We start from the raw sequence: 23,019 nt of genomic DNA, 5'->3' as shown, positions 1-23,019 counted from the left end.
GATGACATCGGTCGCGCTCGAGCGTTCCACCCTGGAACTTCCGCTGGCCCTGTCCGGCGGCCGCAACGCCACCCTGGGCGACTACGCCGGGCGCTGGCTGGTGCTGTACTTCTACCCCAAGGACAACACCCCCGGCTGCACCACCGAGGGCATGGACTTCAATGCCCTGCTGCCGCAGTTCAACGCCCTGGGCGCCGACGTGCTGGGCGTGTCGCGCGACTCGCTGAAGTCGCACGACAATTTCCGCGCCAGGCAGGGCTTCCTCTTTCCGCTGGCCAGCGACGCCGACGAAGCGCTGTGCCGCGCGTTCGACGTCATCCACGAAAAGAACATGTACGGCCGCAAGGTCATGGGCGTGGTGCGCAGCACCTTCCTGATCTCGCCCGACGCGCGCATCGCGCATGAATGGCGCGCGGTGCGCGTCCCCGGCCACGCCCAGGCCGTGCTCGAGCAACTGAAGGCCCAAGCCTCGCAGTGACTTCCACCCGTGTCCCGCGTTCCCGCCGCCCTGCCCTGCAGGCCGCGGCGGTTCGCCGCTGTCCGGCGTCCGCAACTGCGGCGCCGCCCCACGCCACCCTGCCCAGCAGCCCCACCAGGAAGCCATGATGACCCCAGGCAAGAAGCGCATGTACGTGCTGGACACCAACGTGCTGATGCACGACCCCACCGCGCTGTTCAAGTTCGAGGAGCACGACATCTACCTGCCGATGCAGGTCATCGAGGAACTGGACAATGCCAAGAAGGGCACCTCGGAGGCCAGCCGCAACGCGCGCCAGGTCAGCCGGTTCCTCAACGAGCTGGTGGAGAGCGCCGGGCTGGACCGCCTGGCATCGGGCATCCCGCTGACCCAGCCCAACAGCGTGCAATTGCGCGGGCGCCATGCCGCCGGCCTGCTGCGCTTCCAGACCAGCCACTTCGAGGCCGGCAAGAGCTTCGGCGCGGCGATCCCCGACAACGCCATCCTCGGCGCGATCCTGGCACTGAAGGAAGTCACGCCGGAGCAGACGCCGGTGGTGTTCGTATCCAAGGACATCAACCTGCGGATCAAGGCGGCCATTGCCGGGATCGTGTCGGAGGATTACGAGAACGACCGCGCACTGGACGACTTCAGCCTGCTGTTCACCGGCGCCACCGAACTGCCCGACGATTTCTGGGAACAGCACCGTGGCGACCTGCGCTCCTGGTCGGACAAGGGCCGCACCCATTACGAGGTGGCCCCGCTGGAAGGCGAGGACTGGCATCCCAACCAGTACCTGTACCTGCCCGGCGACGACGAAGTGGAGTTGCGGGTGGCCCGGGTGGAGGACGGCAAGGCCGTCCTGTCCCTGGTCGACGATTTCCGTGGCGGCCAGCACGCGGTGTGGGGCATCAACGCCCGCAACCGCGAGCAGAACTTCGCGCTCAACGCGCTGATGGACCCGGACATCGACTTCGTCACCCTGCTCGGCACCGCCGGCACCGGCAAGACCCTGCTGGCGCTGGCCGCCGGCCTGGCCCAGACCATGGACCAGCAGCGCTACCGCGAGATCATCATGACCCGTGCCACGGTCAGCGTCGGCGAGGACATCGGCTTCCTGCCCGGCACCGAAGAGGAAAAGATGACGCCGTGGATGGGCGCGCTGACCGACAACCTGGAGGTGCTCACCCACAACCAGGACGGCGGCGCCTGGGGCCGGGCGGCGACCAACGACCTGCTCGCCAGCCGGATCAAGATCCGCTCGATGAACTTCATGCGCGGGCGCACCTTCCTGTCGCGCTACCTGATCCTGGACGAGGCGCAGAACCTGACGCCCAAGCAGATGAAGACCCTGATCACCCGCGCCGGCCCCGGCACCAAGATCGTGTGCCTGGGCAACGTGGAGCAGATCGACACCCCGTACCTGACCGAGACCACCTCGGGCCTGACCTACGCGGTGGACCGCTTCAAGCACTGGCCGCACAGCGCGCACATCACCCTGCGCCGCGGCGAGCGCTCGCGGCTGGCGGACTTCGCATCCGAAGTGCTATGACCGTGGCCGGCGCCGCCGCGGTGGCGCCGGCCGCATAATCGGGGCTGGAGCCGGTACCCCTACGTGCCGAGGAGTCGACCGATGCAGGGCGGCAGCAGCGATCTGCGTCATTACCTGAAACAGTTCGAGCCCAAGCTCGTCACCGTGCTGCGCGAGGGCTATGGCTGGCGCGACCTGCGCGCCGATGCGGTGGCCGGCCTCACCGTGGCCATCGTGGCACTGCCGCTGGCCATGGCCCTGGCGATCGCAAGCGGCACGGGCCCGGAAAAAGGCCTGTATACCGCCATCGTCGCCGGGTTCCTGATCTCGGCGCTGGGCGGCTCGCGGGTGCAGGTCGGCGGGCCGACCGCCGCGTTCATCCCGGTGGTGTTCGTGGTGATCGAACGCTTCGGGTTTGGTGGCCTGGTGCTGTGCACGCTGATGGCCGGGCTGATGCTGATCGCCGCCGGCCTGCTGCGCCTGGGCACGCTGATGCGCTACATGCCGCAGCCGGTGATCACCGGTTTCACCGCCGGCATCGCGGTGAGCATCTTCTCCAGCCAGGTCAAGGATGCGCTGGGCCTGCAGATGGAGTCGCTGCCGGCGGAGTTCATCCCGCGCTGGACTGCGTACGCACAGCACCTGGCCACGACCCAGCCGGCCACGGTGGCGCTGACCGTGGGTGGACTGGTGCTGATCTTCGGCCTGCGCCACTGGAAGCCCGCCTGGCCCGGATTCCTGATCGCCCTGGTGGCCTGCACCCTGGCCGGCCTGGGGCTGGCGCTGCCGGTGGAAACCATCGGGCAACGCTTCGGCGAGCTGCCAACCGCACTGCCGCCGCTGCAGATGCCCGACATTCCGCTGGACCGGATCCCGGAGCTGCTGCCCAGTGCATTCACCATCGCCTTCCTGGCCGGCGTCGAATCACTGCTGTCGGCGGTGGTCGCCGATGGCATGAGTGGCGGCAAGCATCGCTCCAACGGCGAGCTGGTGGCGCAGGGCCTGGCCAACATCGGCTCGGCTCTGGTCGGCGGGCTGCCGGCCACCGGCGCCATCGCGCGGACCGCCACCAACGTGCGCGCCGGAGCGCGTTCGCCACTGGCCGGCGTGCTGCATGCCGCGTTCCTGCTGGCATTCATGCTGGCGCTGGCCCCGCTGATGCGCTACGTGCCGCTGCCGGCGCTGGCCGCGGTGCTGCTGGTGGTGGCCTGGAACATGAGCGAGCACCAGCAGTTCCGGCACACCCTATCGGCGCCGTGGGGCGACCGGGTGGTGCTGCTGCTGACCTTCGGCCTGACCGTGCTGTTCGACCTGACCGTCGCGATCCAGGCCGGGCTCGCCGTGGCCATGGTGGTGTTCATGGTGCGCATGGCCGAAAGCGTGGAGATCAGCCAGGGCGGAGGTGGCGCTGGCGGCGAAGACGACCCGGCGCTGGCCGAGGACAGTACCCAGCGCCTGCGGCTGCCCGCCGGCGTGGAGGCCTTCCGCATCGACGGCCCGTTGTTCTTCGGCGCCAGCAATCGCCTGGATCATCTGCTGGACCAGTTCATCCACGCACCGCCGAAGGTGCTGATCCTGCGCATGCGCCTGGTGCCCATCATCGACGCCTCCGGCACCCACGCACTGCACAACTTCGCCAAGCGCTGCACGCGTCTGGGGATCACCCTGGTGCTGTCCGGCGTGCAGGCGCAGCCGCGCCGGGTGCTGGGTGACATGGGTTTCCGCGCCGCCCACCCTGACGTGCGCTTTGCGGCCACCTTCGACGACGCGCTGGAACTGTCCTCGAGCCTTGCGGACACGGCAGAATGAGCGCATGAGCACGATCCAAGACGCCAGGCCGGTGAGTGTGCTGACCATCGCCGGCTCCGACTCCGGCGGCGGCGCCGGCATCCAGGCCGACCTCAAGACTTTCGCCGCCCATGGCGTGCACGGGCTGTCGGCGCTGGCTGCACTCACGGCGCAGCACACCCGCGGGGTCACCGCGGTGCACGTGCCGCCGCTGGAGTTCCTGGACGCGCAGATCGATGCCTGCTTCGAGGATTTCCGGATCGGCGCGGTCAAGCTGGGCATGCTGGCCAGCGCGCCGGTGATCGAAACGGTGGCACGTGCGCTGCAACGGCATCGCCCCGCACAGGTGGTGGTGGATCCGGTGATGGTCGCCACCAGCGGTGCACGCCTGCTGGCCGAGGACGCGCTGGATGCGCTGCGCACGCGCCTGCTGCCACTGGCCACCGTCCTCACCCCCAACCTGCCCGAAGCCGAGCTGCTGCTGGGCACGCCCATCACCGACCTGGACGGCATGACCTCCGCCGCTGCCGCGCTGCGCGCGCTGGGCGCGCCGGCGGTGCTGCTCAAGGGCGGGCACCTGCCCGGGACCGGCGAGGTGGTGGACATCCTGGCCGACGCCGGAGGCGAGCAGCGCAGCGCGCACCCGCGCCTGCGCCTGGACGCGCATGGCACCGGCTGCACGCTGGCGTCGGCGGTGGCCGCCAACCTGGCCCGCGGCCTGCACTTGCGCGCGGCCTGCGCCGCGGCGGTGGAATACGTGCATGCGGCCCTGCGCGGCGGCTATCGTCCCGGCCGCGGGGAGGTGGTGGTGCTCGACCACTTCGCGGCAACGCCGGGCCGGTGAGCCGCACGGACAGGCGCCAGGCCGCGGTTTACAGGGAATGATTGACGCCCGCACGGGGCTCACGCATAATTCCGCGCCTTGAAACGCGCCCGTAGCTCAGCTGGATAGAGTACCTGGCTACGAACCAGGCGGTCGGGAGTTCGAATCTCTCCGGGCGCGCCATTTTCAGAGACCGGCGACGATTGTCGCCGGTCTTTTTTTTGGGTTTTCGCCCGGAGCCGGCTGCGCCCCGCGGGGACGACCACCGGCCTTCAGGCGACGCGTGGCGATGGCGCCAGCGGCCAAGGCAAAAGCGTCTGTGATTGTGTGGCTTCGGATTGGGCCGCCGCCCGACCGGGGGGATGGTGCACCCCTCGAGCGCACATCCATGTGCGCACTCGGGGCCGTGGCACGTCCCTGTGCCACTTGCCCCATCCCCCCGGCCGGGCGACGTCCATCGGTGTATCGATGCTGCGGCCTTCGTTTGCGAAGGCAATGGCTCCCGAAAATCGCGCATCCCATCACCGACGTGTGCTGCACTCGTGTAGGAGCCGGCCTTGCCGGCGACCGCGATGCAGGTTGCGGCATCGCGACACACCACACCACGCAGCGGTCGCCGGCAAGACCGGCTCCTACAAGGGAGGCGACATCGACACGCCGAAGACGTGGACGTGCGGGTGTGTCGGGGCAGCGGCCATGGATGGCCGCGGTAGCGACTGCGCACACGGATGTGCGCCCGAGCAGCATGCCACACCCGTACGGCCGCGGCTCCCTCCGGAGCCGACCATCACCGCACGGCTCCGGCCTTGATCCCGGCACGGCCGCAGCTCACGTTGAAGCTCACCCTGCCGCCACTCGCGGGCCGGGTCACGCGCGACCCCGGAAGCTACAGGCGGCTGGCGATGGCCTGCGCGAAGCCCATGGTGGTGCCGCTGCCGCCCAGGTCGCCGGTCAGCGAATCCCCGGCCGCCAGCGTGGCGACGATGGCCTGGCGCACGCGGTCGGCATCCTGCGGCCGGCCGATGTGGTCCAGCATCTGCACCGCGCCCAGCAGCAACGCACAGGGGTTGGCGATTCCCTTGCCCGCGATGTCCGGCGCGGTGCCGTGCACGGCCTCGAAAATCGCCGCGTTCTCGCCGATGTTGGCGCCCGGGGCCAGGCCCAGGCCACCAACCAGCCCCGCGCACAGGTCGGAAATGATGTCGCCGAACAGGTTGGTGGTGACCAGCACCTCGAACTGCTCGGGGCGCATCACCAACTGCATGCAGGCGTTGTCGACGATCATTTCCTGGAACCCGATGTCGGGATACCGGCCCGCCACCTCGCGCGCCACGTCCAGGAACAGGCCGGAAGTCGACTTGATGATGTTCGCCTTGTGTATCGCGGTGACCTTCTTGCGGCCGGTGCTGCGTGCCAGCTCGAACGCGTAGCGCACGATGCGCTCGGACCCCTTGCGGGTGATCCGCGCACCGGAGATGGCAACCTCGCCGTCCTCGGACAACTCCTGGCCTTCAGACAGGTAGGCGCCCTCGGTGTTCTCGCGCACGGTGACCAGGTCCACGCCGTCGCCGAAACGCGAGCGGGTGTTCGGGAACGACTTGGCCGGGCGCACATTGGCATACAGGTCGAAATGGCGGCGCAGGGCGACGTTGATCGAACTGAAGCCACCGCCCACCGGGGTGGTCAACGGACTCTTCAGCGCAACCGCATTGCGCGCGATCGAGTCCAGGGTGGCTTGCGGCATCAGCTCGCCATGCCTGTCCAGCGCAGCCAGGCCGGCGTCGGCGAATTCGTACTCCAGGCCGGCGCCGAGCCGGTCAAGCACGTGCAGGGTCGCATCCATGATCTCCGGGCCGATGCCGTCGCCGCGGATGACCGTGATCTTCTGGGTCATGTGTGGGGGTTCCAAGCGGGCGCGCATGGGCGCAGGCACAGGCCAGGCGCGCGTGGGGAGGGATAGTTTGTCGTGAAATTATGCCCCATGGGGGCTGAACACCCTACTCCGCCCGCCATTGCCGCAGCCCGCAGCGTGGCGCCACTCCGCCCCGGGCCACCTACGCCGATGCGCCGGGCGCCTGTCCATCCAGCAGCGGCAACAGTTTGCCGGCCCGGTGCAGGGCCATCATGTCGTCGTAGCCACCGACGTGGATATCGCCGACGAAGATCTGCGGCACGCTGGTGCGGCGGGCCAGATCGACCATCTTCTGGCGCTCGGCCGGGTCCAGATCGACGCGGATCTCGGTCCAGTCGCGGCCCTGGCTCTTGAGGAAGTTCTTGGCCGCCACGCAGTACGGGCACACGGCGGAGGAATAGATGCGGATCGGGGGGGAAGATCGGGACACGGTGAACTCCGCAAAGCAGCTGGGGTCGAGGGAAGATATGGTAACGGGGGCCACCGGAGCCCAGCGTCATGGCCGGAACGCTGTGGATTAACCGCCGATTCACGCCTTTCCACCGCCGGCACTGCATGCTGCCATCACATCCGGAGTCCCATCACTTGCGCTATCCCCCGCTGGCCATCGCCGTGTTCCTGTCCGTGCTGCTGGGCCTGGCCGTCGCCCCTGCGCCGGCCCAGGACGACCTGCGCCTGCCCGACATCGGCTCTTCGGCCGGCGAGCTGCTCACGCCCGCGCGCCAGGAGCAGTACGGGGCGATGATGCTGCGCGAGCTGCGCAACTACCGCTACACCCTGGAAGACCCGCTGGTGGACGACTGGCTGCAGTCCATCGGCAACCGCCTCGGCGCCAACAGCGACCGGCCCGAGCAGCGCTACGTCCTGTTCATGCTCAAGGACCGGCAGATCAACGCCTTCGCCACCCTGGGCGGATACATCGGCATGAACGCCGGCCTGGTACTCACTGCCGAGCGCGAGGACGAGGTGGCCGCGGTGCTGGCCCACGAAATCGCCCACGTCACCCAGCAGCACGTGCTGCGCGGTGTCGAGCGCGCCCAGCGCGACCAGGTGCCGATCCTGCTGGGGATGCTGGCCGCCATCGTGGTGGCCCAGGCGGCGGGCGGCACTTCCTCGGGCGATGCCAGCCAGGCCGCCCTGGTCGGCGCGATGAGCCTGATCCAGCAGAACCAGATCAACTACACGCGCTCCAACGAGGCCGAAGCCGACCGCATCGGCATCCGCACCCTGTCGCGCAGCGGCTACGACGCCGACGCGATGGCCGGCTTCTTCGAGCGCATGTCCTTTGCCATGCGCGGCAACCAGGGCGGGTACAGCACGCCCGACTACCTGCGCACCCACCCGGTCAACACCACCCGCATCGGCGAGGCCAAGCAGCGCGCCGACCAGTTGCGCCAGCGCGGCGCGGTCACCGCCACCACCGCCGTTGGCGAGCCCGGCGAGCAGGTGGTGCGGGTCGAGCGGGTGGAGGATCCCGGCGTCGCCGCAGCAACCGGCAAACCCAACCCGCTGCTGCCGGCCGACTTCCGCCTGGATGCCCTGCCGGCCGCGCTGGCCGGTGGCACCGGCCAGTTCGCCTGGGTGCAGGAGCGGCTGCGCGCGCTCAGCGCCACCACCAGCGATGGCGCGATGCGCGAGTACGAAGCCCTGCGCCGGGCCAGCCCCGACGGCCTGAGCGACCCGCAGCGCTATGGCCTGGCCCTGGTCCAGACCGCGCACGAGCCGGCCGTGGCGGCCACCGAACTGCAGGCCCTGCAGCGCCGCCACCCGGACAACCCGTGGGTGGGCATGGCCCTGGGCGAGGCCGAATCACGCGCCGGCCGCCACGCCGCGGCCAACGCCCGCTTCGACCAGTGGCTGCGGCGCCTGCCCGGCAGTCGCCCGGTGGCGCTGACCTACGCCAGGGTGCTGGTGGAGCAGGGTGGCACCGAGTCCGGCCGCCGCGCCCAGGAAGTGCTGCGCCCGCTGCTGGCCCGCGCCGGCGAAGACCCCATCTTCCAGCAGACCTTCGCCCGCGCCTGCGAGCTGGCCGGGGATGAGGCCCGCGCCGGCGAGGCCTATGCCGAAGCGGCCTTCCTCAACGGCCGCCCGGAACAGGCGCTGATGCAGCTGGAAAACCTGAAAAAGCGCGGCGATCTGGATTACGTGGCCCGTGCCCGGGTGGACGCGCGCATCGCGGCCATTACCCCGACCGTGCTGGAGCTGCGCCGCCTGGGCGTCCGCGATCCGGACATGCAGCGCCGCTGAACGGCAACGGTGCCGCCGGCGCCCGGGTGTCACACGAGTGTCATGCAACGGTAGTCTAATCCCGGCGACCGCTCGAAACGCTGGAAGGACCGTGCAGAAGCAGATCCTCATCGTCGACGACGAACCCGCCATCCGCGACATGGTCGCCTTCGCCCTGCGCAAGGGCGACTACGCCCCGGTCCATGCAGGCGATGCCCGCGAAGCGCAGGCAGCCATCGCCGACCGGGTGCCCGACCTGATCCTGCTGGACTGGATGTTGCCGGGCAGCAGTGGCCTGGAACTGGCGCGGCGCTGGCGGCGCGAAGCGCTGACCCGCGAGGTGCCGATCATCATGCTCACCGCCCGCGGCGAGGAGAACGACCGGGTTGGCGGCCTGGAGGCCGGCGTGGACGACTACGTGGTCAAGCCGTTCTCCGCGCGCGAACTGCTGGCCCGGATCCGTGCGGTACTGCGGCGCTCGCGCGAGGACGACGAGGACGGCAGCGTGGCCATGGGCGTACTGCGCATCGACGGCGCCGCGCACCGGGTATTTGCCGACGACGCGGTGGTACCGATCGGGCCGACCGAATACCGCCTGCTGCATTTCTTCATGACCCATCCCGACCGCGTGTACAGCCGCGCGCAACTGCTCGACCATGTATGGGGCGGCAGCGTGTACGTGGAGGAACGCACCATCGACGTGCATATCCGCCGCCTGCGCAAGACCCTGGAAGCGTTCGGCGCCGACCGCATGGTCCAGACCGTGCGTGGTGCCGGCTACCGCTTCTCCGCGGCCACGGACTGACACGGCACCGGCCCCTGGATGACCGATCTCCCCGCCCTTCCGACCGTGTCCGCCAGCGACGAGCACCCGGCCGATGCCGCCGTGCCGACCAGGCGCATGCCGCCGCGGCTGCGCTCGGCGTGGCGGCGCACCCTGCTCGCACAGTGCGGGCTGCTGCTGGCCGCCATCGTGGCCGGCATCGCCATCGGCCACGTCGGTGCGGTGCTGGCGGCGGCCGCGCTGGGCATGCTGGCATGGCAGCACTGGCGCCTGCGCCGGGTGCTGCAGGGCCTTGGCGCGCGCCAGCACCAGGAGCCCGGCCGCGGCCAGGGCGCATGGAACGAACTGGACCGGCTGCTGCACCGCAGCCGCGCGGAGATGCGCGCGCGCAAGCGCCGCCTGCTGGAGATGCTGCGCGCCTACCGCGCCGCCGCCGACGCGCTGCCCGACGCGGTGGTGGTGGTGGACCGCAACACCCAGCGCATCCTGTGGTTCAACGAGGCCGCCACCGGCCTGCTGGGCCTGGTCCATCCACGCGACATGGGCGCGCCGGTGGCCGAATGCCTGCAGCCGCTTGCGCTGGCGCGCTGGCTGGCGGCCGGGCGCCGCGCCGAACCGATCCTCGACGCACAGGCCCCCACCGACGCGCGATTGCGCCTGAACCTGCGCCTGATCCCGTATTCGGAAGACCACTGGCTGCTGGTGGCGCGCGACGTGAGCAAGCTGCTGCAGCTGGAGCAGGTGCGCCGCGATTTCGTGGCCAACGTCTCGCACGAACTGCGCACCCCGCTGACCGTGGTCCACGGTTACCTGGAGATGCTCGACCCGGATGAATTCCCCGAGTGGCGGCCGATGCTGGAGGAGATGCAGCGCCAGTCCCAGCGCATGACCCAACTGGTGGAAGACCTGCTGACCCTCTCGCGCCTGGAGGCGCGCGACAGCCTGCCGGAGGAGCCTGTGGCGATGGCGGCGATGCTGGCGACCCTCAAGCGCGAGGCCGAGGCCTTCAGCCAGGGACGGCACACCGTGGAACTGCAGGACCTTGCCGGCTGCGACCTGCTCGGCTCCACCCGGGAGTTGCACAGCGCATTCTCCAACCTGGTGACCAATGCCGTGCGCTACACCCCTGCAGGCGGGACGGTGACGATTACCCTTGCCCGCGCGCCCGACGGCGGCGCGGTGCTGGCCGTGCGCGATACCGGCTACGGCATTGCGCACGCGCACCTGCCGCGGCTGACCGAACGCTTCTACCGCGTGTCCAGCAGCCGCTCGCGCGAGAGCGGCGGCACCGGCCTGGGGCTGTCCATCGTCAAGCACGTGCTGGGGCTGCACCAGGCGCGGCTGTCGATTGAAAGCCGCGTCGGCGAGGGCAGCGAGTTCGCCTGCCATTTCGGCCCCGAACGGGTCCGGACGCGGCATGATGAGGCTGCGCCCGGTGCCCGGCCCGCAGCGGACGCGCCATGACCCCTCCCCTTCCACCCCGCTCCACCACCGCGCCCGCCATGGACACCGAACAGCCCGCTTCCGACCCGACCAGTGCACCCGGATACGACACCGGCGAGGACCTGCGCGACCCGGCGCTGTATCTCAACCGGGAGCTGTCGCAGCTGGACTTCAACTTCCGGGTCCTGGCCCAGGCGCTGGATCCGCAGGTGCCGTTGCTGGAGCGGCTGCGTTTCCTGTGCATCTCCTGCACCAACCTGGACGAATTCTTCGAGATCCGCGCCGCGGCGGTACGCCACGCGCTGGACTTCGGCCTGCCGGCGGCGGCCGACGGAATCGCGCCTGCGCAGCTGCTGGAGGCCATCCACGAGCGCGCCGCCGCGCTGGTGCAGTCCCAGTACGACTGCTGGAACAAGATCCTGCGGCCGGCGCTGGCCGAATCCGGGGTACGCATCCTCGGCCGCCAGGGCTGGACCCCGCGCCAGCGCCGCTGGCTGCGTGCCTATTTCCGCAACAACGTGATGCCGGTGCTCTCGCCGCTGGGGCTGGACCGCTCGCATCCGTTCCCGCGGATCCTCAACAAGTCGCTGAACGTGGTGGTGGTGCTGGAAGGGATGGACGCGTTCGGCCGCCCCGGCCACCTGGCCATCGTGCGTGCGCCGCGTTCGCTCAACCGCATCGTCGAGCTGCCTGCCAGCCTGCGCGGCAAGAACGAGCAGGCGTTCGTGCTGCTGTCCTCGATGCTGGCCGTGTTCGTGGACGAGCTGTTCCCGGGCATGACCGTGCGCGGCGCCTACCAGTTCCGGGTCACCCGCAACTCCGAGCTGGTGGTGGACGAGGACGAGATGGACAACCTCGCCTCGGCCCTGCGCACCGAGCTGGTGGGCCGTGGCTACCGGCCCGCGGTGCGCCTGGAAATCGCCCACGACTGCCCCCGGCCGATCGTGCGCACGCTGCTGCAGAACTTCGAGCTGGGCGAGAGCGCGGTCTACTACATCGACGGCCCGGTCAACCTCAACCGGGTGATCCAGGTCCACGAGCTGGTCCAGCGCCCGGAACTGAAATACCCGCCGTTCACCCCGCGCAACCGCCTGGAAGGGGAGAATGTGTTCGAGGCGCTGGCCCGGGGCGACGTCCTGCTGCATCACCCGTTCGACTCGTTCGCCAGCGTGCTGGACCTGCTCAACCAGGCCGCGGCCGACCCGGAAGTCCTGGCGATCAAGCAGACCCTGTATCGCACCGGCAAGGAGTCGGCGATCGTCGATGCGCTGGTCCTGGCCGCGCGCAACGGCAAGGACGTGACCGTGGTGGTGGAGTTGCGCGCGCGATTCGACGAAGAGGCCAACCTGGGCCTGGCCGACCGCCTGCAGGAGGCCGGCGTGCAGGTGGTGTACGGGGTGGTCGGCTTCAAGACCCACGCCAAGATGATGCTGATCGTACGCCGCGAGGGCCGGCGCCTGCGCCGCTACGTGCACATGGGGACCGGCAACTACCACTCCGGCACCGCGCGTGCCTACACCGACCTGGGCCTGCTCACCGCCGATGCCGACATCGGCAACGACGTGCACCTGCTGTTCCAGCAGTTGTCGGGGCTGGCGCCGTCGATCCGGCTCAAGCGCCTGCTGCAATCGCCATTCACCCTGCACAGCGGCATCCTCAGCCGGATCACGCGCGAGGCGCAGCTGGCCGCGTCCGGCCGCCCGGGGCGGATCGTGGCCAAGATGAACGCGCTCAACGAGCCCCAGGTGATCCGCGCGCTGTACCAGGCGTCCCAGGCCGGCGTGCAGATCGACCTGATCGTGCGCGGCGCCTGCACCCTGCGCCCGGGCGTACCGGGCATTTCGGACAACATCCGGGTCCGTTCCATCGTCGGCCGCTTCCTCGAGCACACCCGGGTGTACTGGTTCGGCAACGACGGCAAGCCGGAGCTGTACTGCGCCAGCGCCGACTGGCTGGAGCGCAACCTGCTGCGCCGGGTGGAAACCTGCTTCCCGGTGCTGGCGCCCGAACTGGTGGAACGGGTCCGGCGCGAGGCATTGCACAATTACCTGGCCGACAACCTCAACGCCTGGGAGCTGGGCGCGGACGGGACCTACCGGCCGTGTACGCCGGCCGAGGGCGCAACCCCGTACTCGGCGCAGCAGGCACTGCTGGACGGGCTGTAGGCGGGCGCCAACGGCCTCGTGCCGCGCATCCGCTAACATCCGCGTCCATGCCCTATTCCACACCCAGCCGCCCCCAGGTCCAGGACGGCGACGCGCTCGCCGCCGTCGACCTTGGATCCAACAGCTTCCACATGGTCCTGGCCCAGTACACGATGGGCCAGTTGCGGGTGGTCGACCGCCTGCGCGAAACGGTGCGGCTGGCCGATGGGCTGGATGGGCACGGTGGCCTGGCCGCATCGGCGCGGCAGCGCGCGCTCGACTGCCTGGCACGCTTCGGCCAGCGCATGCGCGGGGTGTCGCACCTGCATGTGCGCGCGCTGGCCACCAACACCGTGCGCCAGCTGCGCCAGCCGCAGGCCTTCCTGTCCGCGGGCGAGGCCGCGCTGGGCCATCCGATCGAAGTGGTCTCCGGCCGCGAGGAGGCACGCCTGATCTACCTGGGCGTGGCCCACGCGCAGCCGCCCAAGGCCGGGCAGTTGCGCCTGGTGATCGACATCGGCGGCGGCTCCACCGAGTTCATCATCGGGCGCGGGGTCGACCCGGTGGAGCGCGAGAGCCTGCAGGCGGGCTGTATCGCCAGCACCAGGCGGTTCTTCCCCGATGGACGGCTCTCGAAGAAGAAATGGAAGGACGCGCTGACCGAAATCAGCGCCGAGTTCCAGCAGTTCGCGGGCGTGTACCGCGCGCTGGGCTGGCAGGAGGTGCTGGGCTCGTCGGGCACCCACAAGTCCATCGGCGAGATCTGCGCGGCGATGAAGCTGACCAAGGGTGCGATCACCGCACAGGCGCTGCCGCTGGTGCGTGACCGCCTGCTCCAGGCCAGCAGCATCGACCGCATCACCCTGCCCGGCCTGTCCGGCGAGCGCCGTCCGATCATCGCCGGCGGCCTGCTGGTGCTGGAGGCGGCCTTCGATGCGCTGGGCCTGCAGAAGCTGCTGGTGAGCAAGGCGGCCATGCGCGAGGGCATCCTCTACGACATGCTCGGCCGCGGCGGCGACAACGATCCGCGCGATGCCTCCGTGCAGGCGCTCACCGCCCGCTACGGCATCGATGCGGACCAGGGCGCGCGCGTGGAAGGCACTGCGCTGCGCCTGTTTGCCCAGGTCGCGGAGGCATGGTCGCTGGACGACGACGACGCGCGCATGCTCGGCTGGGCCGCGCACCTGCATGAGCTGGGCCTGACCCTGGCCCACAGCCACTATCACGTGCACGGCGCCTACATCCTCGAACATTCGGACATCGCCGGCTTTTCGCGCCAGGAGCAGCAGGTGCTGGCCGCGCTGGTGCGCACCCACCGCCGCAGCGTGCCGCGTTCGGCCTTCGACGCACTGCCCGATCGCCTGCTGCTGTCGGCCCGGCGCAAGGCCGCGCTGCTGCGCCTGGCGGTCCTGCTGCACCGCGCGCACGATAACGACGCCATCCCGATGCTGGAGCTGGCCGCCACCGACGACGGCCTGCGCCTGGTCGTGCAGCGCAGCTGGATCGAGGCCCGGCCGCTGCTGCGCGCCGACCTGCTGGGCGAGAAGGACAACATGCCCGGGCTCGGGATCGCGTTCGAGCCGATGGTCGTCTGAATCCGCCCGGCAAGCGCCCGGCATGGGCGCGTCAACCCCATCAGGCCGGGCCATGCGTTTGACCACAGGACCAACACGGGATCGCGCTCATGAACGGCCTTTCGCTTCGTCCTCTCCTGATTGCCAGCGCACTGCTGCTGGCCCTGGCGGCCTGCCGCTCCACCCCCGGCGGCACCGACGCGCCCATTGCCGAGCAGGCAGCCGGGCCGCTCACCGATGCCTACGCTCCGCCGCCTCCGCCGCCTTCGCCGTCGGCTGCGTACCGGGCCATGGCACCCGCACCGGCGAGCATGGCCATGGCGGCACGGGAACGCCGCGCCGATGCGAGGCCGGGATTCAACGTGGCCCCGCCGGCGGCCAATACCGAGCGCTACGAGGGCCGCGAGGACAACCCGGTGCAGCGCACCACCGAGCAGCCGGTGTCCACGTTCTCGGTGGACGTGGATACCGGCAGCTACGCCAACGTGCGGCGCATGCTGCGCAATGGCGTGCGCCCGCACGCCGATGCGGTGCGGGTGGAGGAGATGCTCAATTACTTCGACTACGGCCACCCGGCGCCGGCCTCGCGCCAGGTGCCTTTCCGGGTCACCACCGAGCTGGCACCGGCGCCGTGGAATCCGAAGCGGCAGTTGCTGATGGTCGGGGTCAAGGGCTACGACGTGGACAAGTCGGAGCTGCCTGCGTCCAACCTGGTCCTGCTCATCGACACCTCCGGCTCGATGTACAGCGCCGACAAGCTGCCCCTGCTCCAGCACGCCTTCGCCCAGCTGGTGCCGCAGTTGCGCGCCCAGGACCGGGTCTCCATCGTGGTCTACGCCGGCTCGGCCGGGCTGGTGCTGGCGCCGACGCCCGGTGACCAGCATGCGACGATCCTGGAGGCGCTGGAGCGCCTGCGCGCCGGCGGCAGCACCAACGGCGGCGACGGCATCCGCCTGGCCTACGCGGTGGCTCGCCAGGCCTACATCGACGGCGGCGTGAACCGGATCCTGCTGGCCACCGATGGCGACTTCAATGTCGGCACCATCGACCGCGGCGCGCTGGAAACCCTGGTGGCCGACCAGCGCAAGTCGGGCATTGCCTTGTCCACGCTGGGTTTTGGCCAGGGCAACTACCACGATGCCATGGCCGAACGCCTGGCCGATGCCGGTGACGGCCAGCACGTCTACATCGATACCCCAGAGGAGGCGCGCAAGGTCCTGGTGCAGCAGATGCAGGCCACCTTGCTGACCATCGCCAACGACGTGAAGGTGCAGATCGAGTTCAACCCCGCGGTGGTGGCCGAGTACCGCCTGATCGGCTACGAGAACCGCATGCTGGCGCGCGAGGATTTCGCCAACGACAAGGTCGACGCCGGCGACATCGGCGCCGGCCACCAGGTCACCGCGCTGTACGAGATCGCCCTGGTCGGCTCCGGCGGCGAGCGCCTGCCCGCGCTGCGCTATGCCGGTGCCGCTGCGCCGGCCGCCGCACGCGGCGACGAGCTTGCCCACCTGCGCCTGCGCTACAAGCTCCCGGGCCAGGCCCACAGCCGGCTGGTCGAGACTCCCGTGCTGCGCTCCTCGCTGCGTGCGCAGGCTGGCCAGTCCCTGCGCTGGGCCGCGGCGGTGGCCGGCTATGCCGACCTGCTGCGTGGTGGCAGCAACGTCGAAGGCTGGGACTGGGACCAGGTGGCGGCCACCGCCCGCGGTGCCGTCGGTGAGGACCGCTGGGGCCTGCGCCAGGAATTCCTGGGCCTGGTCGAATCGGCCCGCCGCGCCACCAGTGGCCAGGACCCGGCGGCGATCAGCGCCGACTGAGGCTCCAGGGTCCGGTGCGGCCTGGCCGCACCGGGCTCAGCCCAGCAGCATCTCCAGCACTGCCATGCGCACCGCGACGCCATTGGCGACCTGGCGCAACACCCACGACTGCGGGCCGTCGGCCACCTCGTCGGTGATCTCCACGCCGCGGTTGATCGGACCCGGGTGCAGCACCGCTGCATCGCTGGCAGCGCGCCGCAGGCGCTGCGCGGTGAGGCCGTAGCGGGCGTGGTAATCCTCCAGCGACGGCACCAGGCCTTCTTCCATGCGCTCGCGCTGCAGGCGCAGCATCATCAGCGCATCGACGCCCTCGATCATCGCATCGAAATCCTCGCCGACCACGCAGCCGGCGGTGGTGGCCGCATCCGGCAGCAGCGCGGCCGGGCCACAGATGCGGATCTCGCCGGCACCCAGGATGCGCAGCGCATCCAGGTCCGAACGCGCCACCCGCGAGTGCTTCACGTCGCCCACGATCAGCACCTTGAGCCTGGAGAAGTCGCCGCCCTTGGCCTGGCGCAGGGTCAGCATGTCCAGCAGGCCCTGGGTGGGATGGGCGCTGCGGCCGTCACCGGCGTTGAGCAGCGCGGTGCCCTCGCCGGCACTCTCGGCCAGCATGCGCACGGCGTGGTCGTCGGGGTGGCGCACGATGAACCCGCGCACGCCCATCGCCTCGAGGTTCTTGAGGGTGTCGCGCGCGGTTTCGCCCTTGCGCGTGGAGGACGTGGATGCGTCGAAGTTCAGCACGTCCGCGCCCAGGCGCTGGGCCGCAAGCTGGAACGAACTGCGGGTGCGGGTGGACGGTTCGAAGAACAGCGTGCACACGGCGGTACCGGCGAGCACGGCACGCTTGCCGACCCGCCCCACCGCCGCGTCGCGGATCTGGCCGGCGCGATCGAGCACCTGCAGCAGGGTCGTGCGTGGCAGGCCTTCCAGCGTCAGCAGGTGGCGCAGGCGGCCGTCGGAATCGAGTTGCAGGGTCATGGCGGGTGGGTTCGGTCGGTGGAAGCCGGCACGCCGGCGGTCGGTTCGGTTGGATCAGGTGGACACAGCAAAGGGGCTTGGGGGCAGCGTCGGCATCGCGGCCGCATCGGGCCGCCTATACCGGCATCGCGTCCTCCGGCGCGGCCAGCCAGCGCTCGACGATCACCGCCGCGGCGGCCGCATCCAGCGCCTGGGCGTCGCGGCGGCGACGGTTGCCGGCGGCACGCTCCTGGGCGAAGCGCCTGGCGGCCTCGACTGAACTGGAGCGCTCGTCGATCATCACCACCGGCAGCGCGTAGCGCGCCTTGAGCTCGCCGGCGAACGCGCGGGCCCGGCGCCGGATCGGCTGGTCGCCGCCATCCAGGGTCATCGGGTCGCCCACCACCAGGCCGCGCGGGCGCCACTGCCCATGCAGGCGGTCAATCGCAGCCCAGTCCGGCCCGCCGGCATGCACGGCCACCACGGCAAGCGCACGCGCGCCACCCAGGCCGGTGCCGACGGCCACGCCGATGCGGCGTGCACCAACGTCGAAGCCCAGCACGATGGCATCGGCCGGCAGGGTGGCAGCGGTCGGTGCCGGCTCAGGCATGGCCGCTGTAGTCGGTCATCCGGAACAGGTCCACGCCGATGCGCCCGGCCGCGGTCTGCCAGCGCTGCTCCAGCGGCAGCGTGAACAGCAACTCGGGGTCGGCCGGCGCGGTCAGCCAGGTGTTCTCGCCCAGTTCGTACTCCAGCTGCCCGGCACCCCAGCCCGCGCAACCCAGCGCCACCACCGCATTGGCCGGGCCATCGCCTGCGGCCATCGCCTCCAGTACGTCACGCGAGGTGGTCAGGAACAGGCCGGAGGCCACTTCCATGCTCGAGTCCCACTCGCGCGCGCCGTCATGCAGGACGAAGCCGCGCTCCTGGTGCACCGGCCCGCCGTGCAGCACCACGCGCGCGCGCAGTTGCGCATCGCCGCTGTCGATGCCCATCTGCGACAGCACCTGCCCCAGGGTGTACTCGGAAGCGCGATTGACCATCACCCCCATCGCGCCCTGGTCATCGTGCTGGCAGATCAGGGCCACGCTGCGGGCAAAGTTGGGATCGGCCAGCGCCGGCAACGCGACCAGCAACTGGTTGGCGAGAGTGTCGGAAGTGGCAGGCATGGACGCATTCTAGCCCGGCCGCCGGTGCGCGGCTTTGCCATAATCGGGCAGCCTTCGGGGAACACAGCGGGACACAGCCGATGCATATCGACCCGGCGCTTCCGCGCCAGACCCGCGCCTTCATCGTCCTGACCGCGTTGCTGCAGGGCGGCCTGATGTACCTGGCGCAGCAAGGCAGCGAGCGTGGCTGGTGGCCGTTGGCCGGGCTCGGTGGCCGGGTCTGCTGGTACACCCTGGTGCTGACCGTGCCGACGGCACTGGTCCTGGTCGTGCAGCGCCTGGGCGACCGGCGGCTGTGGCGCTACGCCGGCGCGCTGGCCACTGTGTTCCTGGCCCTGGCGGCCTGGGCCGGCTGGAATGCGACCGGCGCGCCGGGGCTGCGCAGCGGACAGGTGCTGGGTCCGTTCGGCACGGCCCTGGCGCTTGGCCTGTTCGTGGCCCTTCCCTGGCTGCAGTGCCGGCTGGCGCACGCGAGCTGGCGGGCGCCCTACCCGGAACTGTTCGAACATGCCTGGCAGAACGCGCTGACCCTGGCCCTGGCCGCCATGTTCACCGGCATCTGCTGGGCGGTGCTGCACCTGTGGGGCCAGTTGTTCGTGCTGGTGGACGTGCATGTGTTCCGCGACCTGTTCGGCGAGGATCCCTTCATCTACCTGGCCACCGGCACGATGGCCGGGCTGGGCATCCTGATCGGCCGCACCCAGCAGCACCCGGTGCGGGTGGCTCGGCAGATCCTGTTCGCGGTGTTCAAGGGCCTGCTGCCGCTGCTGGCCTTCATCGCCGTGCTGTTTGCCGCCAGCCTGCCGTTCACCGGGCTGGAACCGCTGTGGCGCACGCGCTCTGCCGCCGGCCTGCTGGTCAGCATGGTCGTGCTGCTGGTCGTGTTCGCCAACGCCGTCTACCAGGACGGCGAAGGCGACCGGCCCTATCCGGCCTGGCTGCGGCGGATGGTGGAGGCCGGGCTGCTGGTGCTGCCGCTGTACGCGGGCCTGGCCCTGTATGCGATGGGCCTGCGCGTGGCCCAGTACGGATGGACCGCCGACCGCTTCTGGGCCGGGCTGGTGGCGCTGGTCGCGGCGCTGTACGCCGTGGGCCATGCGTGGGCTGTGCTGCGCTCGCGCGGGGTCTGGCTGGGGCCACTGCGCAAGGTCAACATGATCCTGTCCTGGGCGGTGATGGCGCTGGTGGTGCTGGCCAACTCGCCGCTCCTGGATGGGCAACGGATCAGCGTCGCCAGCCAGGCCCAGCGGCTGCGCGAGGCGGCGCCGGAGGTGTCGCGCGAAGACCTGGCGTACCTGCGCTTCGACCTGGGGCGGCGCGGCTACCAGGCGGTGCAGGCGCTGCGCACCGATCCGGCGTTCGCCGGCCATCCGCATGCGCTGGCCGCGCTGGACACCATGCTCCGCAGCAGCAACCGCTGGGGCTCCGGCCCGGACGCCGCCGAACGCGAGCAATTCCGGCTGCGCGAGGCCGGCCAGGCGCGCGACGTGATCGTGCTGGCCGAAGGCGGCATGGACCCCGGCACCGCCTGGTGGCAGGCGCTGGTGGACGGGCACCTGGACACAGGCGGCTGCCTGCAACCGGATGCGGACTGCGTGGTGCTTGGCCGCGACCTGGACGGCGATGGCCTCGACGAAGCGCTGCTGTGCAGTATCGCCAGCCGGCACTACGCCCAGTGCCACCTGCATGCGCACGGGGACGACGGCTGGGAGGACGCCGGCCAGGTCGGGTTCGCGAATGTCGGCGGCAAGGAGCGGCAGGACCTGCGCCACGTGCTGCGCACCGGCCAGTTGCAGGTGCACCACCAGCGCTGGCCTGCGCTGTCCCTGGGCCAGGGCCGCACGCCGCAACACCTGGAACCGCCGGAGCCGCAGGCCGACTCCCGCTGAGGCGTGGGCCCGCGGCCGGACCCGACGCGCGTGCGCCGGGTCAGCGGGTCTCGGAGATCTCCACCCCGTCCATGCCCTGGGCCAGGGTCCGCGCGTCGCCGCCCTGGGAAAGCTTGATCCGCAGGCGCACCTCGTTCTGCGAGTCGGCAAAGCGCAGCGCGTCCTCGTAGCTGATCTCGCCGGCCTGGTACAGCTCGAACAGGCTCTGGTCGAAGGTCTTCATGCCCAGGTTGGTGGATTCCTTCATCACTTCCTTGAGCTTGTGGACCTCGCCGTCGCGGATGTAGTCCTGCACCAGCGGCGTGCCGAGCAGGATTTCCATCGCCACCCGGCGGCCCTTGCCGTCCGGGGTGGGCACCAGCTGCTGGGCGACCACGCCCTTGAGGTTGAGCGACAGGTCCATCAACAACTGGCCGCGCCGGTCCTCGGGGAAGAAGTTGATGATGCGGTCCATCGCCTGGTTGGCGTTGTTGGCGTGCAGGGTGCACAGCACCAGGTGGCCGGTTTCGGCGAAGGCGATGGCGTGGTCCATGCCCTCGCGGGTGCGCACCTCGCCGATCATGATCACGTCCGGCGCCTGGCGCAGGGTGTTCTTGAGCGCGTTGTCCCAGCTGTCGGTGTCGATGCCGACCTCGCGCTGGGTGATGATGCAGCCTTCGTGCTTGTGCACGAACTCGATCGGGTCCTCGATGGTGATGATGTGCCCGGTGGAGTTCTGGTTGCGGTAGCCGATCATCGCCGCCAGCGAGGTGGATTTACCCGTGCCGGTGGCGCCGACGAAGATGATGATGCCGCGCTTGGTCATCGCCAGGGTCTTGATCACCGGCGGCAGGTTCAGCTCTTCCACGGTCGGGATCTTGGTCTCGATCCGGCGCAGCACCATGCCCACCTGGTTGCGCTGGTAGAAGCAGCTCACGCGGAAGCGGCCCACGCCCGACACGCCGATGGCGAAGTTGCACTCGTGGGTCTTCTCGAACTCCTCGCGCTGGGCCGGCGTCATCACGTTCAGCACCAGGTCGCGGCTCTGCTGCGGGGTCAGCGGCGTCTGCGTGATCGGGCTGATCTTGCCGTGCACCTTCATCGCCGGCGGCATGCCCGCGGTGATGAACAGGTCCGACGCCCGCTGGTGCGCCATCAGCTTGAGGAACGAGGTGAAGTCGATGGTGCTCATGTTGGCTCCTGCGGAACCGAAACGGGGGATGGGAGTCGCGGAACCGCCGCTTACTCGAAAAGGCGCTTGTCCTTGGCGTATTCCTTGGCCTGCTGGCGGGTGACCAGGCCACGCTTGACCAGGTCCTGCAGGTGCTGGTCCAGGGTCATCATGCCGTACTGCTGGCCGGTCTGGATGGCCGAGTACATCTGCGCGACCTTGTCCTCGCGGATCAGGTTGCGGATGGCCGGGGTGCCGACCATGATTTCCCAGGCTGCGGTACGCCCGCCGCCGACCTTCTTCAGCAACGCCTGGCTGATCACCGCGCGCAGCGACTCGGACAGCATCGAGCGCACCATCGGCTTCTCGCCGGCCGGGAACACGTCGATGATGCGGTCGATGGTCTTGGCCGCCGAACTGGTATGCAGGGTGCCGAACACCAGGTGGCCGGTTTCCGCGGCGGTCAGCGCCAGGCGGATGGTCTCCAGGTCGCGCAACTCGCCCACCAGGATGTAGTCGGGGTCCTCGCGCAGCGCCGAGCGCAGGGCTTCGTTGAAGCCGTGGGTATCGCGATGCACTTCGCGCTGGTTGATCAGGCACTTCTGCGAGGTGTGCACGAACTCGATCGGGTCCTCGACGGTGAGGATGTGGGCGTATTCGTTCTTGTTGACGAAATCGACCATCGCCGCCAGCGTGGTGGACTTACCCGAGCCGGTGGGGCCGGTGACCAGGATCAGGCCCTGCGGCTGCTGGATCAGCTCGCGGAAGATCGGCGGGCAGCCCAGGTCCTCCAGGCTCAGCACCTCGGAGGGAATGGTGCGGAACACGGCGCCGGCGCCGCGGTTCTGGTTGAACGCATTGACGCGGAAACGCGCCAGCGAGGGGATCTCGAAGGAGAAGTCGACCTCGAGGAATTCCTCGTAGTCGCGGCGCTGCTTGTCCGACATGATGTCGTACACCAGCGCGTGCACCTGCTTGTGGTCCAGCGCCGGGATGTTGATCCGGCGCACGTCGCCGTCGACGCGGATCATCGGCGGCAGCCCGGCGGACAGGTGCAGGTCGGACGCCTTGTTCTTGACCGAGAACGCCAGCAGTTCGGCGATATCCATCTGTATTCGTTCCCCTTGTGGACGCGCCGCGGTGCGCGCACTGGTGCGGTACAACCCCTTCGCCGCAGTATAGCGCTCCGGCCGCCGCCGCCAATCCCGGCCTCTTACGGGCCTTGCGCGGCTGGCCCGGGCGTGTCCCCTGGCGCCTGGCGCGACCGCCGCGGGCCATGCGGACGTCCGCCCGGCCGCCCCCCCCAACACATGGCACCGGGAGTGCCGCGACCGCCGCGGGGCCGGGCCTCG

General features: G+C 70.1%; 18 protein-coding genes and 1 tRNA gene. 12 read left to right on the top strand and 7 right to left on the bottom strand.

Going from position 1 to position 23,019, the window contains the following annotated elements:
• Window position 1 precedes the first annotated feature (1 nt).
• From ACEJ41_RS03900 to ACEJ41_RS03880, 5 genes are all read left to right on the top strand, one after another.
• Window positions 2-478: a peroxiredoxin gene (locus ACEJ41_RS03900; protein ID WP_374013483.1), complete on the top strand. Its 477-nt coding sequence runs from the start codon at window positions 2-4 to the stop codon at window positions 476-478.
• Between the two features lie 127 nt (window positions 479-605).
• Window positions 606-2,009: a PhoH family protein gene (locus ACEJ41_RS03895; RefSeq protein WP_374013482.1), complete on the top strand. Its 1,404-nt coding sequence runs from the start codon at window positions 606-608 to the stop codon at window positions 2,007-2,009.
• A gap of 81 nt (window positions 2,010-2,090) precedes the next feature.
• Window positions 2,091-3,797, top strand: coding sequence for a SulP family inorganic anion transporter (locus tag ACEJ41_RS03890; protein ID WP_374013481.1), 1,707 nt, complete (start codon window positions 2,091-2,093; stop codon window positions 3,795-3,797).
• 4 nt (window positions 3,798-3,801) lie between these two features.
• On the top strand, window positions 3,802-4,620 hold the full coding sequence (gene thiD / locus ACEJ41_RS03885; RefSeq protein ID WP_374013480.1) for a bifunctional hydroxymethylpyrimidine kinase/phosphomethylpyrimidine kinase: 819 nt from the start codon (window positions 3,802-3,804) through the stop codon (window positions 4,618-4,620).
• 85 nt (window positions 4,621-4,705) lie between these two features.
• Window positions 4,706-4,782 (top strand) — tRNA-Arg (locus tag ACEJ41_RS03880).
• Window positions 4,783-5,485: 703 nt separating this feature from the next.
• Here ACEJ41_RS03880 and ACEJ41_RS03875 read toward each other — a convergent pair.
• On the bottom strand, window positions 5,486-6,493 hold the full coding sequence (locus ACEJ41_RS03875; protein WP_374013479.1) for an isocitrate dehydrogenase: 1,008 nt from the start codon (window positions 6,491-6,493) through the stop codon (window positions 5,486-5,488).
• A gap of 160 nt (window positions 6,494-6,653) precedes the next feature.
• Window positions 6,654-6,941, bottom strand: coding sequence for a glutaredoxin 3 (gene grxC, locus ACEJ41_RS03870; RefSeq protein WP_374013478.1), 288 nt, complete (start codon window positions 6,939-6,941; stop codon window positions 6,654-6,656).
• Window positions 6,942-7,096: 155 nt separating this feature from the next.
• Between grxC and ACEJ41_RS03865 the strand changes: the two genes are divergently transcribed.
• The 6 genes from ACEJ41_RS03865 to ACEJ41_RS03840 all read left to right on the top strand — a co-directional run bounded on the left by ACEJ41_RS03865 (window position 7,097) and on the right by ACEJ41_RS03840 (window position 16,499).
• Entirely contained in the window at window positions 7,097-8,758 is a 1,662-nt protein-coding gene (locus tag ACEJ41_RS03865) for a M48 family metalloprotease (RefSeq protein ID WP_374013477.1), read from the top strand.
• Between the two features lie 91 nt (window positions 8,759-8,849).
• Entirely contained in the window at window positions 8,850-9,542 is a 693-nt protein-coding gene (phoB, locus tag ACEJ41_RS03860; RefSeq protein WP_374013476.1) for a phosphate regulon transcriptional regulator PhoB, read from the top strand.
• 96 nt (window positions 9,543-9,638) lie between these two features.
• Complete coding sequence (phoR, locus tag ACEJ41_RS03855) at window positions 9,639-10,985, top strand: phosphate regulon sensor histidine kinase PhoR (protein ID WP_374014058.1); 1,347 nt, start codon at window positions 9,639-9,641, stop codon at window positions 10,983-10,985.
• Window positions 10,986-11,023: 38 nt separating this feature from the next.
• Window positions 11,024-13,129 carry a polyphosphate kinase 1 gene (gene ppk1, locus ACEJ41_RS03850; protein WP_374014057.1) on the top strand — a complete coding sequence of 702 codons (2,106 nt, stop codon included), beginning with the start codon at window positions 11,024-11,026 and terminating at the stop codon, window positions 13,127-13,129.
• Window positions 13,130-13,176: 47 nt separating this feature from the next.
• Window positions 13,177-14,703, top strand: coding sequence for an exopolyphosphatase (gene ppx / locus ACEJ41_RS03845; RefSeq protein ID WP_374013475.1), 1,527 nt, complete (start codon window positions 13,177-13,179; stop codon window positions 14,701-14,703).
• Window positions 14,704-14,792: 89 nt separating this feature from the next.
• Window positions 14,793-16,499 (top strand): von Willebrand factor type A domain-containing protein, encoded by a 1,707-nt coding sequence (locus ACEJ41_RS03840; RefSeq protein ID WP_374013474.1) that lies wholly within the window; start codon window positions 14,793-14,795, stop codon window positions 16,497-16,499.
• A gap of 36 nt (window positions 16,500-16,535) precedes the next feature.
• Here the strand turns inward: ACEJ41_RS03840 and ACEJ41_RS03835 are convergent, their stop codons facing one another.
• The 3 genes from ACEJ41_RS03835 to ACEJ41_RS03825 all read right to left on the bottom strand — a co-directional run bounded on the left by ACEJ41_RS03835 (window position 16,536) and on the right by ACEJ41_RS03825 (window position 18,628).
• Window positions 16,536-17,480, bottom strand: coding sequence for an aspartate carbamoyltransferase catalytic subunit (locus tag ACEJ41_RS03835; protein WP_374013473.1), 945 nt, complete (start codon window positions 17,478-17,480; stop codon window positions 16,536-16,538).
• A 115-nt stretch (window positions 17,481-17,595) separates the two neighbouring features.
• Window positions 17,596-18,069 (bottom strand): Holliday junction resolvase RuvX, encoded by a 474-nt coding sequence (ruvX, locus tag ACEJ41_RS03830; protein ID WP_374013472.1) that lies wholly within the window; start codon window positions 18,067-18,069, stop codon window positions 17,596-17,598.
• On the bottom strand, window positions 18,062-18,628 hold the full coding sequence (locus ACEJ41_RS03825) for a YqgE/AlgH family protein (protein WP_374013471.1): 567 nt from the start codon (window positions 18,626-18,628) through the stop codon (window positions 18,062-18,064). The genes ruvX and ACEJ41_RS03825 overlap by 8 nt, the downstream gene beginning before the upstream one ends.
• 80 nt (window positions 18,629-18,708) lie before the next feature.
• Here ACEJ41_RS03825 and ACEJ41_RS03820 point away from each other — a divergent pair, with 80 nt between their 5' ends.
• On the top strand, window positions 18,709-20,517 hold the full coding sequence (locus ACEJ41_RS03820; protein WP_374013470.1) for a DUF4153 domain-containing protein: 1,809 nt from the start codon (window positions 18,709-18,711) through the stop codon (window positions 20,515-20,517).
• 40 nt (window positions 20,518-20,557) lie between these two features.
• On the opposite strand, the gene ACEJ41_RS03815 is transcribed toward ACEJ41_RS03820, so the two are convergent.
• On the bottom strand, window positions 20,558-21,688 hold the full coding sequence (locus tag ACEJ41_RS03815) for a PilT/PilU family type 4a pilus ATPase (RefSeq protein WP_374013469.1): 1,131 nt from the start codon (window positions 21,686-21,688) through the stop codon (window positions 20,558-20,560).
• A 50-nt stretch (window positions 21,689-21,738) separates the two neighbouring features.
• On the bottom strand, window positions 21,739-22,776 hold the full coding sequence (locus ACEJ41_RS03810) for a type IV pilus twitching motility protein PilT (RefSeq protein ID WP_374013468.1): 1,038 nt from the start codon (window positions 22,774-22,776) through the stop codon (window positions 21,739-21,741).
• Between the last annotated feature and the right edge of the window lie 243 nt (window positions 22,777-23,019).

Origin of the sequence: Pseudoxanthomonas koreensis, from assembly GCF_041890415.1 — a bacterium.
GTDB classification, from domain to species: Bacteria; Pseudomonadota; Gammaproteobacteria; order Xanthomonadales; family Xanthomonadaceae; genus Pseudoxanthomonas; species Pseudoxanthomonas koreensis_A.
The sequence above is the reverse complement of the archived record's forward strand: the minus strand, read 5'-3'. Positions and strand labels throughout refer to the sequence as shown.

Bases quoted from the DNA above. Each gene is read 5' to 3' on its own strand.
- ACEJ41_RS03825 (WP_374013471.1), bottom strand. From the start codon at position 18,628: ATGCCTGCCACTTCCGACACTCTCGCCAACCAGTTGCTGGTCGCGTTG.
- ACEJ41_RS03815 (WP_374013469.1), bottom strand. From the start codon at position 21,688: ATGAGCACCATCGACTTCACCTCGTTCCTCAAGCTGATGGCGCACCAG.
- ACEJ41_RS03835 (WP_374013473.1), bottom strand. From the start codon at position 17,480: ATGACCCTGCAACTCGATTCCGACGGCCGCCTGCGCCACCTGCTGACG.
- ACEJ41_RS03890 (WP_374013481.1), top strand. From the start codon at position 2,091: ATGCAGGGCGGCAGCAGCGATCTGCGTCATTACCTGAAACAGTTCGAG.
- ACEJ41_RS03895 (WP_374013482.1), top strand. From the start codon at position 606: ATGACCCCAGGCAAGAAGCGCATGTACGTGCTGGACACCAACGTGCTG.
- ACEJ41_RS03900 (WP_374013483.1), top strand. From the start codon at position 2: ATGACATCGGTCGCGCTCGAGCGTTCCACCCTGGAACTTCCGCTGGCC.
- ruvX (WP_374013472.1), bottom strand. From the start codon at position 18,069: ATGCCTGAGCCGGCACCGACCGCTGCCACCCTGCCGGCCGATGCCATC.
- ppk1 (WP_374014057.1), top strand. From the start codon at position 11,024: ATGGACACCGAACAGCCCGCTTCCGACCCGACCAGTGCACCCGGATAC.
- ppx (WP_374013475.1), top strand. From the start codon at position 13,177: ATGCCCTATTCCACACCCAGCCGCCCCCAGGTCCAGGACGGCGACGCG.
- phoR (WP_374014058.1), top strand. From the start codon at position 9,639: ATGCCGCCGCGGCTGCGCTCGGCGTGGCGGCGCACCCTGCTCGCACAG.
- thiD (WP_374013480.1), top strand. From the start codon at position 3,802: ATGAGCACGATCCAAGACGCCAGGCCGGTGAGTGTGCTGACCATCGCC.
- ACEJ41_RS03875 (WP_374013479.1), bottom strand. From the start codon at position 6,493: ATGACCCAGAAGATCACGGTCATCCGCGGCGACGGCATCGGCCCGGAG.
- ACEJ41_RS03820 (WP_374013470.1), top strand. From the start codon at position 18,709: ATGCATATCGACCCGGCGCTTCCGCGCCAGACCCGCGCCTTCATCGTC.
- ACEJ41_RS03840 (WP_374013474.1), top strand. From the start codon at position 14,793: ATGAACGGCCTTTCGCTTCGTCCTCTCCTGATTGCCAGCGCACTGCTG.
- ACEJ41_RS03810 (WP_374013468.1), bottom strand. From the start codon at position 22,776: ATGGATATCGCCGAACTGCTGGCGTTCTCGGTCAAGAACAAGGCGTCC.